Annotated in this window: 16 protein-coding genes; 12 read left to right on the forward strand and 4 right to left on the reverse strand. The window is 47.1% G+C overall.

All coding sequences use genetic code 11. The annotated features are described in order from the left end of the window. Positions 1 to 20: 20 nt before the first annotated feature. The 4 genes from ABY802_RS06245 to ABY802_RS06260 form a co-directional block, all read right to left on the reverse strand. Positions 21 to 2039: a TonB-dependent receptor family protein gene (locus ABY802_RS06245; protein ID WP_372626165.1), complete on the reverse strand. Its 2019-nt coding sequence runs from the start codon at positions 2037 to 2039 to the stop codon at positions 21 to 23. A gap of 13 nt (positions 2040 to 2052) precedes the next feature. Then, entirely contained in the window at positions 2053 to 3174 is a 1122-nt protein-coding gene (locus ABY802_RS06250; protein WP_372626166.1) for a PQQ-dependent sugar dehydrogenase, read from the reverse strand. Between the two features lie 107 nt (positions 3175 to 3281). Then, positions 3282 to 3761 (reverse strand): thioredoxin-dependent thiol peroxidase, encoded by a 480-nt coding sequence (gene bcp / locus ABY802_RS06255; protein ID WP_372626167.1) that lies wholly within the window; start codon positions 3759 to 3761, stop codon positions 3282 to 3284. 61 nt (positions 3762 to 3822) lie between these two features. Beyond that, positions 3823 to 4344, reverse strand: coding sequence for a glycine cleavage system protein R (locus tag ABY802_RS06260; protein WP_372626168.1), 522 nt, complete (start codon positions 4342 to 4344; stop codon positions 3823 to 3825). A gap of 172 nt (positions 4345 to 4516) precedes the next feature. Between ABY802_RS06260 and dapA the strand changes: the two genes are divergently transcribed. The 12 genes from dapA to ABY802_RS06320 form a co-directional block, all read left to right on the forward strand. Continuing rightward, the gene (dapA, locus tag ABY802_RS06265) at positions 4517 to 5398 is read left to right on the forward strand and encodes a 4-hydroxy-tetrahydrodipicolinate synthase (protein WP_372626182.1); all 882 of its coding nucleotides are present in this window, start codon (positions 4517 to 4519) and stop codon (positions 5396 to 5398) included. An 81-nt stretch (positions 5399 to 5479) separates the two neighbouring features. Beyond that, the gene (gene bamC / locus ABY802_RS06270; RefSeq protein ID WP_372626169.1) at positions 5480 to 6544 is read left to right on the forward strand and encodes an outer membrane protein assembly factor BamC; all 1065 of its coding nucleotides are present in this window, start codon (positions 5480 to 5482) and stop codon (positions 6542 to 6544) included. An 86-nt stretch (positions 6545 to 6630) separates the two neighbouring features. Then, the gene (purC, locus tag ABY802_RS06275; protein WP_372626170.1) at positions 6631 to 7347 is read left to right on the forward strand and encodes a phosphoribosylaminoimidazolesuccinocarboxamide synthase; all 717 of its coding nucleotides are present in this window, start codon (positions 6631 to 6633) and stop codon (positions 7345 to 7347) included. A gap of 83 nt (positions 7348 to 7430) precedes the next feature. Continuing rightward, positions 7431 to 8582: a DUF2066 domain-containing protein gene (locus ABY802_RS06280; RefSeq protein ID WP_372626171.1), complete on the forward strand. Its 1152-nt coding sequence runs from the start codon at positions 7431 to 7433 to the stop codon at positions 8580 to 8582. Continuing rightward, a complete protein-coding gene (gene hda, locus ABY802_RS06285; RefSeq protein ID WP_372626172.1) occupies positions 8583 to 9278 on the forward strand; it encodes a DnaA regulatory inactivator Hda in 696 nt (231 codons plus the stop codon). Between the two features lie 119 nt (positions 9279 to 9397). Then, the gene (gene pheS / locus ABY802_RS06290; RefSeq protein WP_372626173.1) at positions 9398 to 10378 is read left to right on the forward strand and encodes a phenylalanine--tRNA ligase subunit alpha; all 981 of its coding nucleotides are present in this window, start codon (positions 9398 to 9400) and stop codon (positions 10376 to 10378) included. A gap of 16 nt (positions 10379 to 10394) precedes the next feature. After that, a complete protein-coding gene (gene pheT, locus ABY802_RS06295) occupies positions 10395 to 12782 on the forward strand; it encodes a phenylalanine--tRNA ligase subunit beta (RefSeq protein ID WP_372626175.1) in 2388 nt (795 codons plus the stop codon). A gap of 2 nt (positions 12783 to 12784) precedes the next feature. Then, positions 12785 to 13081, forward strand: a complete 297-nt coding sequence (gene ihfA, locus ABY802_RS06300; RefSeq protein WP_213997103.1) for an integration host factor subunit alpha — start codon at positions 12785 to 12787, stop codon at positions 13079 to 13081. A 258-nt stretch (positions 13082 to 13339) separates the two neighbouring features. Continuing rightward, entirely contained in the window at positions 13340 to 14281 is a 942-nt protein-coding gene (locus ABY802_RS06305) for a YbgA family protein (protein ID WP_372626177.1), read from the forward strand. Between the two features lies 1 nt (position 14282). Further along, positions 14283 to 15731 (forward strand): deoxyribodipyrimidine photo-lyase, encoded by a 1449-nt coding sequence (gene phrB, locus ABY802_RS06310; protein ID WP_372626178.1) that lies wholly within the window; start codon positions 14283 to 14285, stop codon positions 15729 to 15731. Further along, entirely contained in the window at positions 15724 to 16164 is a 441-nt protein-coding gene (locus tag ABY802_RS06315; protein ID WP_372626179.1) for a nuclear transport factor 2 family protein, read from the forward strand. Before phrB ends, ABY802_RS06315 begins: the two co-directional genes overlap by 8 nt. Positions 16165 to 16178: 14 nt before the next feature. Beyond that, on the forward strand, positions 16179 to 17105 hold a 927-nt coding region (locus ABY802_RS06320; RefSeq protein WP_372626180.1), incomplete at its 3' end, for an NAD(P)/FAD-dependent oxidoreductase.

Consider the following 17105-nt stretch of genomic DNA (forward strand, 5'->3'; position numbering starts at 1 on the left):
GATAGCAGGGCCAGCACCGTTTACCACAGATAGCTGACGGTAACCCCAGCGGCTAATTCACGGCCTGCTGCAGGTTCAAAAGATCGGCCATTTCCCTGATTAACGACCACTGCACCTACATAGCGTTTGTCGGTAATATTATTCAGGCTAAGCCACTGCATAAACTGCCAATGCTGGTATTGTTGCTGACTGTTAACCGCGGCACTGAAATAGATGGCCGCTGGTGCGGCATCACTGTTGTTATCATCCGTATACACCTTGCTACGATAATGGCTTTGCAGACTTATTTGCAATGGTATCGCCAGACGGGGGCTATACCGCCATTGCCACTGCACTTCGGCAGCCGCTACACCAGGTAATTGCTTACCAGCTCTCTGACCCTCGTCAAACTCTGCTTGCAACATATGGCCTGAAAGCTCCGAGCGCCAGTGCGCTGACAGTTGATAATGCCATTGCCACTCCAGTCCCAGCCTGCTTGTTTCACTGACATTAGCAAAACTGGTGCGACCACCTACGCTATTCTGAGCAATAATTTCATTGTCAGTCGCAATAGTAAACACACTTAAACTAAGGCGTTGTTGGTTATTTTGCCATTTTAAGCCAGTTTCCCATTGCTGGTTAGTGCTGGCAGCCAGTTGCAGGTTGATGCCGCCCGTTGGGCTGTATGCCAGCTCAGCAAGGGTAGGCGTTTCATATCCGGTACCAGCACTGGCAAACCAGGCTAGTTGCTGGTTTAGCTGCCAGCTAACGCCCAGAGCATAGGCTTGCTGATAGTAATTGCGATCTCCACTATCATCGGGGTTCTCGCCTTCGGTGAAATAGTCTGTTATCTGATAGGCCAAATCGGAGTAGCGCCAACCGCCGTGCCAGTTAACTGCAGCAGTAGGTTGATAGTTTAGTCGGATAAAGCCGTCAATATTTCTGGCCTGGTTATCTTCGTCCCGGCGCAGATCACCTCGCTGTCCGAAGTTATTAATAAATCCAAAGCGTCGATCATCTGTCTGCACCGCGCTGCCGCCAATCACCGCGTTAATGTTATCGGATAACGTAAATTGGTATTGGCCTTTCAGGCCATGGTACTGTCGGTTCAACAGAACTTCGCCGCCAGACGATGTAATAGCAGAGCCCGGAAATGGCAACCGCTGGTTGATATCACGTTGGCCCTGCCATAGGCCAACTTGAAAAGGGGAGTCACCCTCACCAGTTAAACTGACACTGGCCTGGCGTTGCTTGACAGATTTTTCAGTATCAAATAGCTCCGCAGCAGCCAGAGTTTGCCGAGAGTCCTCCCGCCACTGGGCTGGGCTTAAACTAAGCGGGTCTTGCAGATAGGGATCGTACGACCAGTCGTAACGTAAGTGCAATTGCAGGGTATTGGCTAATTGCCGGTGCCAGTTAATTTGCAGCTGATCTTTTTCGGCACTTGAATGCGGCCGGTAGCCATCGGTTTTAAACTGTTTTAATGCAAGTTGCAGGCTTTGTTTATCGTCTACTGCCGCAAGGTTAATTTGTTGCTGTTGATGGTGCTCACTCATCGCAATACTGGTTGCCAGCGTGCTTTGGCTTGGTTGACGGCTGCTTAACGAGATAACGGCACCGGCGCCATTGCCGTAAAGCACTGCTAACGGACCACGCAATACCTCAATACTCTGGACGTTATCAAGCAAGACACTAGCGAGTTGGCCCTGGCCGTCTGGAGCACTGAGCGGAATACCGTCTTGTTGCAGATATATACCTCTGATCCCAAAAGGACTTCGGCTACCAAATCCCCGAACACTGAGGCGGGTGTCCTGGGCAAAATTAGCTCTGCTATCAGCTTGCACACCCGGTATGCCCTGCAATAGCTGGGCGCTGTCAAACAGCAGGCCCGATTGCGGGATGTCACTGATATCAACACTCGCCGGGCTCGTTAGCCAACTCTGACGCTCACTGGTGGCAGTGACCACAATAATTTCAACGGACTCATCGGCAGAAATAGCTGAAGAATTAAAAAATACCGCCAGCAAGCTGGCGGTAGCTAAAGGTTTTAAACAAAGCAAAGCAGACATCCTGTTATTTTTTAGGTGATACCCGTAAAATTTGACCGTTCTTCTGATCGGTTAATAAATAAATAGCACCGTCCGGGCCTTGTCTGACATCACGGATCCGCTGGCCAATCATGATACGTTCCTCATGAACAACGGCTTCGTCTTTTAACTCCAGCCTGACAAGTTGACCAAACTTCAGTGATCCTACCAGCAGGTTTTGCTGCCACGATCTAAACAGCTCGGCCGTATAAAATGTCATCCCGCTGGGCGCAATAGAAGGTACCCAGTAGTGCAATGGTTGCATCAATCCTGCTTGCTCGGTTTTACCAATCTTACCACCGCCATATTCTTCACCGTAGGTAATGACTGGCCAGCCATAATTAACATCAGCCCGGGCAATATTTATTTCATCGCCGCCTTGTGGACCATGCTCATGAGTCCAGAGCTGACCGGTTTCTGGATGCAAGGCTGCACCCTGAATATTCCGGTGACCATAAGACCAGATATCAGCAAGCGCATTTTCCTGCTGCAGGTAAGGATTCAACACCGACGGTCTGCCGTCCGTTTGAACTCTCACCACTTTACCATGGTGAGTGGTTAGAGTCTGGGCATCATCGCGGCGGCTACCGCGGTCACCCAGGGTGATAAACAGGTCACCGTTAGTGGCAAATACTAAACGACCACCAAAGTGATGGCGACTTTCAATCTTGGGTTGTGCACTGAAAATCACCTGAACATCGGTAAGAGTATTACCGGTCAATGTGGCTCTGGCCACTGCCGTACTGCTGCCGTTTTGACCCGGCTCGTTAAAACTGAAAAATATTTGGTTATTTTCAGCAAAACCGGGATCCAGAATAATATCAAGTAAACCACCCTGACCAGCTACCGTAATGTCCGGTAATCCTGTTATCGGCTCACTCAGGCTGCCATCCACGCTGACATAACGTAAACGTCCGGCACGCTCTGTAACCAACATTCTACCGTCAGCTAAAAATGCCAGTCCCCAGGGATTTTCCAGGCCATCGGTTATCGTCTCAACCTGCAGTGTGGCTTTTTCTGTTACTATTTCGTTTGTCTGCGCCTGGCTAACACTTTGCACAGCCAGTAGCATCGTGCTTGCGCACATTAGTCTGAACAGCGTTTTCATTGCATCTCCATTTAAGTTTTTCACCATCCTAGCGGTTACATCGGCAAATGGCAGGAAGACAAGTCAGAATAGCCAGCCGATACGATAAGTGTCGTTTTAAGCCAAGATTACTGCTGCTTCCGGTGCTGAAGATAGTCCAGCACGACCTGGTGATGGTCTTTCGTTTTGAACTTATCAAATACATGGTCAATGGTACCATCCTGATTGATCAGAAAACTTAACCGGTGTAAGCCATCATAAACTTTCCCCATAAATTTCTTGGTGCCCCAAACACCAAACTGCTCTGCAACCTGATGATCTTCGTCGCCCAGCAGGGTGAAGTTAAGTTGGTCGCGCTCGGCAAACTTAGCCAGTCTCGCGGGGGCATCGGTACTTATCCCGACAACTTGCACACCCAGTTCAGCAAGCGAGGCCTGGTTGTCTCGCAGACCACATGCCTGGACAGTGCAGCCTGGTGTCATGGCTTTAGGGTAAAAATATACCAGTACCTTACTTTGCTGCAGCAGGTTGCGAAGGCTGACCGCTTTGTTGTGTTGGTCTGGCAGGGTAAAGTCCGGGGCTTGCTGGCCGGCGGTTAATGTTTGCATGATAACTCCTTATTTAAATCGTCTGATTATGCGACGATTCGTGGTATGCACGTTGGCTGGCTTATCTCATGGCAAAAGTGCCATTAAGGTTGAGATCATTCAGCAATGCCATCACTGCAGTCTCAATAGCTGAAGGGTTAATACCCAGCGGTATTTCGACCGTTATCTGGCTGTGCAATTGCACGGTATTGTCGTTATTAATGGCAGTGGCTGATTGCAAAGAACCAATATAAATATTATGGCTGGCAAGCAAGCCGGTTATTGCACCAAGTGTGCCTACCCGGTCTGGTCCTGAGTAATCAAGAACGTAGTGCGCCACTACCTGAGTTCGGGGGCGGGCGGTTGTACGTTTGGTCATTGTTGTCAGATCAAGTTCTGAACCTAGCGACGGTATCAGATACTCTATTTTGCTAATAGCAGCCTGATCGCCCTGGACCAGCATAATAAAAGTAAATTCGTTACCAAATACCGCCATTCGGCTGTCAATGATATTCGCATTATAGTCAGTTACCAACCGGGCCAGTTTGCTGACAATACCAGTGCGGTCAGTCCCGATAGCTGTAATTACAAGTTGCTGCGACATAAAACTCCGATCAGAACATTTAGCGATACCGAATAAGGCGTTAAGTTTATCATAAGCCGTTTAGACGAACTATTAGCATTATCGGATTGGCGGCTTGTGTTTGTCTGCCGCACTCTTTAACATAGGGCGCCTTATTCTCTGACCCTTGTCTGTTGTGGAGCCCTTGCCTGTGATGTTCAGTGGAAGTTTTGTTGCCTTAGTAACCCCTATGTTGCCGGACGGCGAAATCGATTATAAAGGGTTGGAAAAGCTTGTCAGCTTTCATCTGCAGCAAGGTTCAGATGGTCTGGTTATTATGGGCACTACAGCCGAAGCTGCAACCATTAGTTTTACTGAGCAGCTTGAGATAATTAACCGGGTGGTCGCTCAGGTAAGTGGGCAGATCCCGGTATTAGTCGGTAATGGCAGTAATGCCACCGCAGAAGGCGTAGCGCGTACCCGGCAACTTGATAAACTAGCGATTGATGGCTTTCTGACCGTGACACCCTTTTATAACAAGCCCATGCAAAAGGGCTTGTTAGCGCATTTTCAACAGGTGGCTGCAGCGACGGCTAAGCCGGTGCTGTTATATAACGTGCCAGGCCGCACCGGGGTAGATTTGCTGCCTGAAACCGTAGCTGAACTGGCTATGACTGATAATATTGTCGGGATTAAAGAAGCGACCGGCTCACTAACCCGGCTGGCTGAGATACAACAACGCTGTTCAGCAGGATTTTTATTATTGAGTGGTGACGATGCTACCAGCCTGTCTTTTATGCAAGCAGGAGGGCATGGGGTTATTTCGGTTACCGCAAACGTTGCCCCGGCATTATTAGCACGTTTATGCCGTTTGGCCCGCTCTGGGCAAACTGAAGAGGCGCAGGCGCTGGACGATATGTTGCAGGGTTTGCACCACCAGTTATTTATTGAATCTAATCCCATTCCAACTAAGTGGGCATTGAAGCGGATGGCGTTAATTGATTCCGATTTTATGCGCTTGCCGCTGACACAGCTGGAACCAATTCATCACGGCACAATCGAACAGGCATTGCAACAAGCGGGTCTGCAGTTTTAATGTCCGTTTTTTATTAACTCATTAAACTAACCTGGCGAAATAGCACGGGTTTATGGCAATACCTTTTCAGGAGTAGTACAGGTGCATTATTGGAAAAAAAGTTGTATCACATTGTCGCTGAGCGCCATGTTAGTAAGTGGTTGTTCTGTGTTTAAGGATGACCCTGACACTCGGATACAACGGCAGCAGGTTGCTCTGGATATTCCGGTCGACTTAGCTACGCCTCGTCAGCCAGGTAAATATGATATTCCACAAGTAGCTAGCGCTGCGGGAGACGTCGCTGATAAGTCACCGGTATTAGTGTTAGCCACCGCCAGCAGCAGCAGAATAACGGATGAAACTGAAAAACTGGCCCGGGTTATGTTCGAACGTAACGATTTAACCGGTGAGCTGATACCGTTTTTACAACGCGAAATTAGTGATTATTTTGCGGCACAAAATATTCAACTAAACGCCACAGATAGCGAAAATCTCAGTTTTGAAACGGATTGGATTAAACGTTTTCGGACAGAAGGCTTTTGGTTTTGGCAAAACGCTAAGCAGTTAGACGAGGCGCGGTATGCGATAAACATCGAGCCAAAACCACACGGCAGAACGGCGATTGTCACCGTTAGCCTGCTGGAACACCGCTACTTTGAGCAACAGGCTAAACTCAGTAGCGCTGCAGCGCGGGACAATGAAGTGATGTTACTGAATGGGCTTATTAACCAGGTGGCTGTTGCTGAAATAGAGACGTCTATTGCCAACCGGGACCGGGTACAGGAAGTGGCACTTGAACCTGGCTTAAATAAGGCAGGTGAGCCTGCGTTTATTACATCGCAATCTATTGATGTGACCTGGTCGCAGCTAGAGCCGGTGTTTGAACAGCTTAATTTTACCGTTAAGGATATTAATCGCTCGGTTTACACTTATTACGTGAGCTACACTAAACCAAGTCGTGGCATGTGGTCTTCATTGATGGGGAAGGCAGGACCGCCAGTTTTACCCATTGCCAACGACGATTATCAGATTGTATTGCAGCGCAGCAATGCGGGTACAGTAATCAACCTGCTTAGCAAAGACGGCCAACCTTTAGCAGCAGACACTATTGTTGCTGCATATGAGCCTTTTGTTACTGCCATCAGAGCAGCAAAAGTGGAACTTTGAGTCTGGGACAGAAAAAGTCATTTGCCAATAGCATAAAGATCTTTATACTTTCGCCTGATTTTTTCGCCAGGCGATTGGAGTGAATAATGGTTCAAAAAACAACAGAATTGTACCGCGGTAAGGCAAAAACAGTATATAACACGACTGATGACAACTTACTCATCCTTCACTTTCGCAATGATACCTCTGCCTTTGATGGTGAGCGCATTGAACAACTTGATCGCAAAGGCATGATAAATAATAAATTTAACTATTTTATTATGCAGAAACTGGAGCAGGCTGGTATTCCTACTCAGGTGGAAGCGCTATTATCAGATGATGAAGTTCTGGTAAAAAAGCTGGCGATGATACCGGTCGAATGTGTGGTCCGTAATTATGCGGCAGGCTCACTGGTCCGCCGACTGGGTGTGACGGAAGGTACTGCGTTGTCCCCTGCGACGTTCGAATTGTTTTTAAAGAACGATGCGTTGCATGATCCTATGGTAAATGAGTCTCTGGCAACGTCGTTCGGCTGGGCAACTGCTGAACAGTTAGCAGAAATGAAACGTTTAACCTTTAAAGCAAATGATGTTCTGCAGGCATTATTTGACGCTGCCGGTATGTTGTTAGTTGATTTTAAATTAGAATTTGGTGTGTTTAATGGCCAGGTAGTGCTTGGCGATGAGTTTTCGCCAGATGGCTGTCGACTGTGGGACAAAGCTACCCGCAAGAAGTTGGATAAAGACCGGTTTCGTCAGGGGCTGGGCGGTGTGGTAGAAGCATACGAAGAAGTGGCTAACCGGCTCGGTGTTAACCTGGGCTAACGCCACAACAAAGCCACCTTACGGTGGCTTTGTTGTGTTATGTCACCATCTTAAGGCTGCAAATCAATAGTTAGGGAGTTCAGATGGCATTACAGATGCAACCTGGTAAATTGTTGCTGGCAATCGTGCTTATGCTATGCAGTAATCTGGTATATGCCATTGAGGTGAACAACTTATATGTTGCCGATGTCAGCGCTGATCAATCGCAACGTCAATGGCAGAGTAATGCTCTCACTCAGGTTATCACCCGCTTGACCGGGTTGACTGACCTTTCAGCCTACCCGGCGATTACCAGTGAACTAAATAATGCCGGCAAGTATGTTAAACAATTTGAATCTGTACGTCACAATGGCATCAGCCGCTTAAAAGTGTTGCTCGATGCTAAATTGATTAACGTGTTATTGCAGCAGCAGGAAATTGCTATCTGGGGAGCGCACCGTCCTGAAATTTTAGTCTGGATTGTCCAGCAGCAAGGAGCCGACCGGTTTTTTTTGCGCCAGCAGGATAATGAGCTGGTGCAGTTGTTGCGGCAAAGTCTGGCCGAGCATGGTATTCCGGTAACATTGCCACTTTACGATATGGATGATCTGATGCGATTGTCGGAAACCGACGTCTGGGCAGGGTTCTGGCAAGCTATTGACCAGGCGAGCAATCGTTACCGGCCGAATATGGTAATGACCCTGGCATTTGATGAAGTTAGCCAGAATGGTGACAAGCTGTTGCGGCTGAGCTGGCAGCGTCAAGCTCCGGTACCGGGGACTAACCAGACTAGAATCGTGCGTAATGAAACTACCGCAGCAGAATACGCTGAGCTGGTGAGCGCTTTTGCTGCCGCGCTAACGGCTGAGTTGGCAGCCGAGCAAGCGGTGGTGTTGCAGGCTGAGCACAATACTTATCAACTGGCAGTCAGTAACTTGCAAAGCCTGGCTGATGTGGTAACTGTTGAAACGTTATTGAACCGCGTGCTTGGTGTGGCAACAGTGACGTTGAGCGAATACTCAGCAAAAGAAGCGAAGTTTGCGGTTAATTTACAGATTGAGCTTTCTCAGTTAACCGATATTTTGCGATGGGAACCGGCGTTGCTATTGTCGGATACACCGCACAGCACGTCTTACAACACATCTTACAGTGCAACTTACAGCAGAGAGTCAGGAATAAATGAGCCGACAGCGTCTGCTGTTGAATTAAATATGGTATCCCAGGCCGATATCCGATACGTGTTTATCAGACGTTAAATGCAGCCTCTGCAATATACTTTGGCGGTAACACTGCCGGATGATGAGACCTTAGATAGTTTCTATGCTGCCGGCCAGACAGAAGCGGTCAGCATGATTAAGCACTATCTGCAGCAACCCGGTGGTCAGCCACCGCTGTATTTGTTTGGTGCCAGTGGCAGTGGTAAGTCACATTTACTTTATGCCTCCTGTATTTTTGCGCAAGAGCAAGGTTTAACCAGTCAGTTGTTGGCGTTACAGGATTATCAGCAGTTAAGTCCTCGTTTGCTAGATAATTTAGAGCAACTAGATGTGGTGTGCCTGGATAATATACATGCTATTTGTGATGACCTTAGCTGGCAGATAGCTATATTCGACTTATATAACCGGATGGTTGAACAGGGTAAAGCTTTAATTATTGTGGCAAACCAGCCGCCTCCTCAGTTGGGTTTTAAACTGGCTGATCTGGTTTCCCGGCTTCAGGCCTGCCAGAGTTTTCAATTACGATTACTCACTGACGATGATAAGCAGAAACTCTTGAAACAAAGAGCACACCAACGAGGTATGGAACTGGGTGACGATGTCGCGCGTTTTTTACTTAACCGCTACGAGCGGGATATTCGCTCACTAGTCGCAATTCTGGATAAGCTGGATAAGGCTTCCATTGTGCATCAGCGTAAATTAACGATCCCTTTCATTAAATCTATTCTCATTTAGCGACTTAAGTCTTATTTTAGCCGAAAAAAGCTACCCAGCTACTGCATGTTAACGTCTATTTTGGTGTATCATTAGCGGTTTTAATCTTACTTACGATCTTGGCTGCTTTGAGGACAAAGATGAATCTGACTGCAATATTAGACAATGCACTGCAAGCGGTTGCTGCTGCCCCAGACATAGCGGCGCTGGAAGAGGTTCGGGTAACCTTTATGGGGAAAAAAGGCAGTATTACGGAGCTGCTGAAATCCTTAGGTGCGATGGACCCTGAACAGCGCAAATTGGCTGGTCAGCAAATTAATGAGCTTAAACAGCAGGTGCAGGATGCGCTCAATCTGAAGCGGGATCAACTGCAGCAGGCGCAGTTAGCAGCAAAGCTGGCTCAGGAACAAATAGATGTCACCTTGCCAGGACGTAAACTTGATGATGGTGGTTTACACCCCGTAACTCGCACTATCGCCCGGATTGAAAGTTTTTTTACTGAGTTAGGGTTTGCAGTAAAGCATGGCCCGGAAATCGAAGACGATTTTCATAATTTTGATGCATTAAACATACCTGAGCATCACCCGGCCCGCGCCGATCATGATACATTTTATTTTAATCCGAAGCTGATGCTGCGTACTCAGACCTCTGGAGTGCAAATCCGCACCATGGAGCAACAGCAGCCGCCACTAAGGATTATTTCTCCAGGGCGGGTATATCGCAACGATTACGATCAAACTCATACGCCGATGTTTCATCAGGTAGAAGGGTTAATGGTCGACAAAAATGTCAGCTTTACCGAGCTCAAAGGTATTTTGCATGACTTTTTACAGAACTTTTTCGAAGAAGATTTACAGGTTCGCTTTCGTCCGTCCTTTTTTCCGTTTACTGAGCCATCAGCTGAAGTGGATGTGATGGGCAAAAACGGTAAATGGCTGGAAGTATTAGGCTGTGGCATGGTACACCCCAATGTCTTGCGCTCAGTTGGGATTGATCCCGAAATATACAGTGGCTTTGCCTTTGGCATGGGGGTAGAACGGCTGACAATGCTGCGCTATGGCGTGACCGATCTCAGATCCTTTTTCGAAAACGATTTACGCTTTTTAAAGCAGTTCAGATAAGCGGAGTATTCTAAGCATGAAATTTAGTGAAATGTGGCTAAGACAGTGGGTTAATCCGGCAATTGATACTGCTGCTCTATCTGAACAACTTTCAATGGCAGGCCTCGAGGTAGATGGTATTGAGCCGGTAGCAGGTGTGTTTAATGGTGTGGTAGTCGGTGAGGTCGTAGCCTGTGGTCCTCATCCTGATGCCGATAAGCTGCAAATCACCCGGGTTAATATCGGCCAGCCTGAATTGTTGGATATTGTTTGTGGTGCCAGAAATTGCCGCCAGGGTTTAAAAGTTGCCGTGGCTGTTGTTGGCGCCGTCTTGCCGGGTGACTTCGTTATTAAAAAGGCCAAATTACGCGGCCAGCCTTCTAATGGTATGTTGTGTTCGTTTTCAGAGCTTGGTATGGCCGATGATTCGGATGGCATTATGGAGTTGCCGTCTGATGCGCCGGTAGGTATCAATATCCGGCAATATCTGGAATTGGATGATCACACCATAGAAGTAGATTTAACACCAAACCGTGCTGACTGCCTGGGTATTAAAGGGTTGGCGCGGGAAGTTGGCGTGTTGAACAAGCTGAGTGTGTGCCAGCCGGAAATTGAGACAGTAGCCCCCACCATTACAGAGCAAAAACTAATTAAACTCTCCGCTGCTGAGGCCTGCCCGCGCTATCTGGGCCGGATAATTAAAGATATCGATCTGAGTAAAAGCAGTCCATTGTGGTTAACCGAAAAACTGCGTCGCTGCGGTGTTCGCAGTATTGACCCGGTGGTGGACGTAACTAACTACGTACTGCTTGAGTTAGGCCACCCGATGCATGCCTTTGATTTAGATGAGCTGGCAGGTGATATCGATGTTCGCTATGCCCGTGAAGGTGAAAAGCTGGTTTTGTTAGATGAAACTGAAATTGAGCTAAAATCCAATACGTTACTTATTGCCGACAACGAAAAAGCATTAGCAATGGCGGGTATCTTTGGCGGCTTGCAAAGTGGTGTCACTGACAAAACCAAACATATTTTTCTGGAGAGTGCTTTTTTCTCACCACTGGCAATTGCAGGCAAGGCACGCCAGTACGGGCTGCATACGGATGCTTCGCATCGTTATGAGCGGGGCGTTGATCCAGAGTTACAACGAAGCGCAATGGAGCGTGCGACTGCTTTACTGCTGGATATTGTAGGTGGTAAGGCCGGCCCTATCGTTGAAGCGGTCGCGCCAGAGTACCTGCCCAAAGGCGCAGAAATAAGCCTTTCAGAAGCAAAACTATTGCGTCTACTGGGCCATGCTATCGCCAAACCTGAAGTGACCGATATTTTAACCCGCTTGGGCTTAACCGTGTCAGAAACCGATCAGGGCTGGCAGGTTATCGTACCAGGGTATCGGTTTGACATCTCGATAAGCGAAGACTTAATAGAAGAAATTGCCCGGGTTTATGGTTACAACAATATCCCAAACGTGGCGCCCCAGGGTGCATTGAGTATGCGTAAGTTTAGTGAGGCTGAGCTCAGTGTGCAGCGGATGCGCGATTTGTTGGCAGATCGTGGTTATCAGGAAGCAATTACCTATAGTTTTGTTGACCCTAAAGTACAACAGGTATTATTTCCTGGCCAGCAAGCACTGGTATTACCAAACCCTATCTCCGCTGATATGTCGGCGATGCGGCTGAATCTGTGGCCAGGCCTGCTTCAAGCAGTACAGCATAATCAAAACCGGCAGCAATCTCGGTTGCGCTTCTTTGAGTATGGCCTTAAGTTTATACCCGATGCAGCGGCCGAGGGCGGCGTTCGTCAGGTTGAAGTTATTGGTGGCGTTATAGTGGGGTCACTAAGTAATGAACATTGGGCCATGGCAGAGCGGCCAGCAGATTTCTACGATATTAAAGGTGATGTTGAAGCTTTACTCAGCCTGACATCAGCCGCGACTGAATTTAGTTTTAGCAGTGGCGAGCACAGTGCATTGCACCCGGGACAAACAGCGCTCATTAGCAGAGCTGGCAAGACTGTGGGATATCTTGGGGCCTTGCATCCTGAAGCTGAACGTAAGCTGGGAATTAAAGGCAAAGCCTACCTGTTTGAGTTGGAACTGGCAGCGTTTGGACAACGTGCTATTGTTGAAGCAGCAGACTTATCTAAATACCCGGCTAACAGGCGTGATTTGGCTGTGGTAGTTAAATCCGATGTGCGTTTTGCCGATATTACTGCTAGTATAAAAAAAGTTGGCGTAAATCAATTGGTTGACCTAAAATTGTTTGACGTATATACCGGGCAGGGTGTAGCAGACGGTTACAAGTCACTTGCTATAGCCCTGACTTTGCAGGACAAAACACGCACACTTGAGGATAAAGATATCCAAGTTGTTGTAAATCAAGTGGTTAGCGTGCTTAAAGACGAATTCGACGCAACGTTGAGGGATTAAGAATGGCGCTTACCAAAGCTGATTTAGCAGAACGTTTGTTTACCAAATTTGGCGTTAGCAAACGTGATGCTAAGTTGATAGTAGAAGCTTTTTTTGAAGAAATTCGTACCGCGCTGGAAGCGGGTGAGCAAGTAAAGTTATCCGGCTTTGGTAACTTTGACTTAAGGGTGAAAAATGAACGGCCTGGCCGTAACCCGAAAACGGGTGAAGACATTCCGATCTCTGCCCGCTGTGTCGTTACATTTCGACCAGGTCAGAAACTTAAGTCCAGGGTTGAAACAGGCACCAGCAAAGCCTGATTTTAGTCAACGCGCATTCTGATGCGGCTTTATTGCTCAGCCGGCCAAACGGTGTTGTATTGCTTTTAAAAGTTTGGTGGTTTATTGCACAATAAAAACGATAAGTACCTTTCGGGTAGTTATCGTTTTTTTTTACTCGAAACCATGCCACAAACTGATCCGATATCCTGCTTTGCTTGTAAAGAAAAAGGTTCACCACTGTGTTGATTGCTTAAATAGCGAAGTAGAGTTAAAAGTGTATGTTAAGAGTGAATAGTCATGAGTATTAAAATTGGGATAAGTGCCTGTGTGCTTGGCGAACCCGTGCGTTTTGACGGCGGGCATAAGGCCTCAACGTTTTGCCTGCAGCAACTTAGTCCACTGGTGAAATTTGTTGCCATTTGTCCTGAGCAGGCAATTGGCCTGGGTGTGCCAAGGCCAGCAATCCGCTTACAACGTGATGAGCTTCAGCAAATCAGGCTGGTACAAAGCCGGGATAATAGAGTTGACCACACCGATCAAATGCTGCAATACACCGAGAAACTGCTGCCAACATTAACAACCCTAAGTGGCTATGTGGTCTGCGCGAAATCACCGAGTTGTGGCATGGAGCGGGTCAGAGTTTATGATGATGCTGGTCAGCAACTGGGGAAAGTCGGGACCGGCATTTTTACTCATCAGCTTATGCAGCGTTATCCCTGGTTGCCGGTAGAAGAAGACGGTCGTCTTTCAGACCCTGCGCTGCGCGAAAATTTTATCACCCGGGTATTTGCCTGTCATGATTATCAGCAGCAGATGCAAGATGGTTTTAGTGTTGCCAAACTGGTGAAGTTTCATAGCAGATACAAGTTTTTAGTGATGGCGCATAGTCCGGTAGCTTACCGTGAACTTGGCAGACTGGTAGCTGGCGCAAAATTGTTTAATCCTGCGCAGTTAGCGGAGCGTTACCTGAACGATTTAATGCAAGCGCTGAAGAATATTGCCAGTCGTAAGCAGCATGCCAACGTGCTGCAACACCTGCAGGGCTTTTTAAAAAAATCACTTAGCAGCACTGAGAAAAGTGAGTTGACGGATTTAATCCATCGCTATCGCCAGGGTTTTTTACCACTGATGGCTCCACTGACATTACTAGGGCATTATTTACGCCAGTATCCTAATCAGTACATTGCGACCCAGCGCTATTTAAACCCTTATCCTGAACAACTTGGATTACGAGCCTGATATGGCCAAAGCAACTTCTTTACACATTGTCTGGTTACGAAATGATCTCAGAGTGTTTGATAACGCATCATTGTTCCATGCGGCACAGAACGCTCGTGAGCAGGAGAGCAATGCTGTTGTCGCACTTTATATCGCCACGCCGACAACCTGGCAGCAGCATAATATGGCACCAATTAAACAAGATCTGATCCGCCGTCGTGTTAAACAAATGCAACAAGAGCTGGCTGAGCAAGGTATACCGTTACTGGCATTGGAGGCTGATACCTATCAGGATTGTGAAGCCATATTTATCAGTTTGGTTAATGAGGGCATGGTGGCGGTATATGGCCAGGTTGAATACGAGTTGCGTGAGCAGCAACGGGACAACGCAATAACAAAGCAGCTGCAAGAAAAGGGCGTTGAAGTCAATTGGTATGACCGACTCTGTATCATGTCTCCTGGAAGTATTCTGACTCAAAGCGGGGATACCTATAAAGTATTTACGCCGTTTAAACGTAACTGGCTTAGCAGGCTGCAGGAGCAAGGAGTTCATTGTTATTCTAGGGTAAAAGGTAACCCAGAATTTTCTGCAGACTATCTGGCGAAGCAACTGGGGCTACCTGTTATGGCAGACGGAGATGAAAGCTCTGCGGCCTGGCCAGTGGCTGAGCAGCAAGTGCTGGATAAGATGCGCGAGTTTTGTCAGCAGCAGGTTGCTGACTATCAGAAAACTCGGGACTTGCCGGCCAAAAAAGGTACTTCCGGATTATCTGCTTATCTGGCTTGCGGCGTCATCTCGGCCCAGCAATGTGTTAATCGGTTACAGATGGAAGCCGGGCCAGAACTTGAGCAGGAAAAAAGTGGTTCCAGTGTCTGGCTATCTGAGCTTATCTGGCGTGACTTTTATAAACATATTTTAGTCGCTTATCCAGATCTGATAAAACACAAACCTTTTCAAAAAGATACTGCGAGTATTAAGTGGCATAACAATAAAAAACACTTTAAAGCCTGGTGTGATGGTAAGACCGGTTACCCGTTGGTAGACGCGGCGATGCGTCAGCTTAACCAAACCGGATGGATGCATAACCGACTTCGCATGATCACTGCCAGTTTTTTAGTAAAAGATTTGCAGATAGATTGGCGTTGGGGTGAGCAATATTTTATGTCGACCTTAATTGATGGCGAGTTTGCTGCAAATAATGGTGGTTGGCAATGGGCAGCTTCAACCGGTACCGATGCCGCCCCTTATTTTCGGATTTTTAATCCAATAACCCAAAGTGAACGTTTTGACCCGGAAGGAGAGTTTATCCGCCGTTTTGTGCCGGAGCTGGAGCACATGAACAACAAAGAAATTCACTGGCCGCATAAAAAAACAATGCCTGATAGTTACTGGCCAGCAATTGTTGACCACAGCGAAGCCCGTAAGATAACGCTTGCCCTGTTTACTGAGGTTAAAAAGTCTGATGAATGAAAGTAATGAAAGTAAATTAGCGCGTTTTTTAAATTTCTATAACGGCTTATCACATGATGGTTTAAACCAACTTGCTGAACTGTATACCCAAGATGTAACCTTTATAGATCCGGTACATCAGATAAGCGGCTGTCAGCAACTCACCAACTATTTCTCTCATGCATACCAGCGGCTGACTTCTTGTCAATTTGATCCAATAAGTCAGATTGATGATGATCAGCTAAGTTTTATAAGCTGGATTATGACCTTGTCTCATCCGGCAATAGGTAAAGGCAAACCAATTAAAGTCCATGGCTGTACTGAATTGCGCTGGCGGGATCAGCACATTTGTTATCATCGCGATTATTACGACCTTACTGAATTGGTCTATCAACATTTACCCATACTCGGCTGGGCAACCACATTAGTTAAACACAAAATGGCAAAGGCCTGATTAAGGAAGCGTGAATGCGTATAGCAGTAATTGGCGGGGGCATTTCAGGTATGCTCAGCTGGTATTTATTACAACAGAAACACGATGTTACCCTGTTTGAAGCAAATGATTATCTCGGGGGGCATACTGCTACTGTTGATGTTGAGGTGGCCGGCACGTCTTATGCTATTGATACCGGCTTTATTGTGTTTAACAATTGGACTTATCCGGTATTTAATAAGTTTATTGCAGATCTGGCGGTGGAAAAACTCGATACTGAAATGAGTTTTTCGGTTAAAAATTCACAGCAAAATCTGGAATACAATGGCAACACATTTGGCAGTCTTTTTGCCCAGAAACGTAATCTTTTTCGGCCCTCTTTCTGGCGAATGCTCCGCGATATTGTTCGCTTCAATAAATTAGGTAAGCGGTTGGTTGCTGAAGAACATCCTGATCTTGACTTAAAACTGGGTGAATTTTTACTTAAATATAAGTTTGGCAGTGAGATGCGTGATAACTACTTGCTACCAATGGGCGCGGCTATCTGGTCTGCGGGATTAACAGAGATGCCATCATTTCCAGTCAGGTTTTTCCTACGTTTTTTTAATAATCATGGGTTGCTTAATGTTACGGACCGGCCGCAGTGGGCAGTAATTAAGGGCGGCTCGAAACGTTATGTTGAGGCGCTGCTTACCAGACTTGGTACTGACAAGCTGAAATTATCACAGCATATCCTCTCTGTTAGCCGTAATGAGCAGGGTGTTAGTCTGAAGTTTGCCAACGGCCAACAGCAACAGTTCGATAAAGTAGTGTTTGCTTGTCATAGTGATCAGGCATTGGCGTTACTGGGCCAAGCCGCCACAATGGATGAACAGTCGATTCTTGGTGCTATTGCATATCAGAAAAATGAAGTGGTATTACACACCGACACGAGTTTATTGCCAAAACGGCGTGGTGCCTGG

The organism is Arsukibacterium sp., from assembly GCF_041616895.1.
Classification (GTDB): Bacteria; Pseudomonadota; Gammaproteobacteria; order Enterobacterales; family Alteromonadaceae; genus Alishewanella.

What these genes read in the sequence shown, in the direction of transcription:
- ABY802_RS06260 (WP_372626168.1), bottom strand. Translation starts at nt 4,344, where the DNA reads ATGTCGCAGCAACTTGTAATTACAGCTATCGGGACTGACCGCACTGGT.
- dapA (WP_372626182.1), top strand. Translation starts at nt 4,517, where the DNA reads ATGTTCAGTGGAAGTTTTGTTGCCTTAGTAACCCCTATGTTGCCGGAC.
- ihfA (WP_213997103.1), top strand. Translation starts at nt 12,785, where the DNA reads ATGGCGCTTACCAAAGCTGATTTAGCAGAACGTTTGTTTACCAAATTT.
- pheS (WP_372626173.1), top strand. Translation starts at nt 9,398, where the DNA reads ATGAATCTGACTGCAATATTAGACAATGCACTGCAAGCGGTTGCTGCT.
- purC (WP_372626170.1), top strand. Translation starts at nt 6,631, where the DNA reads ATGGTTCAAAAAACAACAGAATTGTACCGCGGTAAGGCAAAAACAGTA.
- bcp (WP_372626167.1), bottom strand. Translation starts at nt 3,761, where the DNA reads ATGCAAACATTAACCGCCGGCCAGCAAGCCCCGGACTTTACCCTGCCA.
- hda (WP_372626172.1), top strand. Translation starts at nt 8,583, where the DNA reads ATGCAGCCTCTGCAATATACTTTGGCGGTAACACTGCCGGATGATGAG.
- ABY802_RS06280 (WP_372626171.1), top strand. Translation starts at nt 7,431, where the DNA reads ATGGCATTACAGATGCAACCTGGTAAATTGTTGCTGGCAATCGTGCTT.
- ABY802_RS06315 (WP_372626179.1), top strand. Translation starts at nt 15,724, where the DNA reads ATGAATGAAAGTAATGAAAGTAAATTAGCGCGTTTTTTAAATTTCTAT.
- ABY802_RS06305 (WP_372626177.1), top strand. Translation starts at nt 13,340, where the DNA reads ATGAGTATTAAAATTGGGATAAGTGCCTGTGTGCTTGGCGAACCCGTG.
- ABY802_RS06250 (WP_372626166.1), bottom strand. Translation starts at nt 3,174, where the DNA reads ATGAAAACGCTGTTCAGACTAATGTGCGCAAGCACGATGCTACTGGCT.
- pheT (WP_372626175.1), top strand. Translation starts at nt 10,395, where the DNA reads ATGAAATTTAGTGAAATGTGGCTAAGACAGTGGGTTAATCCGGCAATT.
- phrB (WP_372626178.1), top strand. Translation starts at nt 14,283, where the DNA reads ATGGCCAAAGCAACTTCTTTACACATTGTCTGGTTACGAAATGATCTC.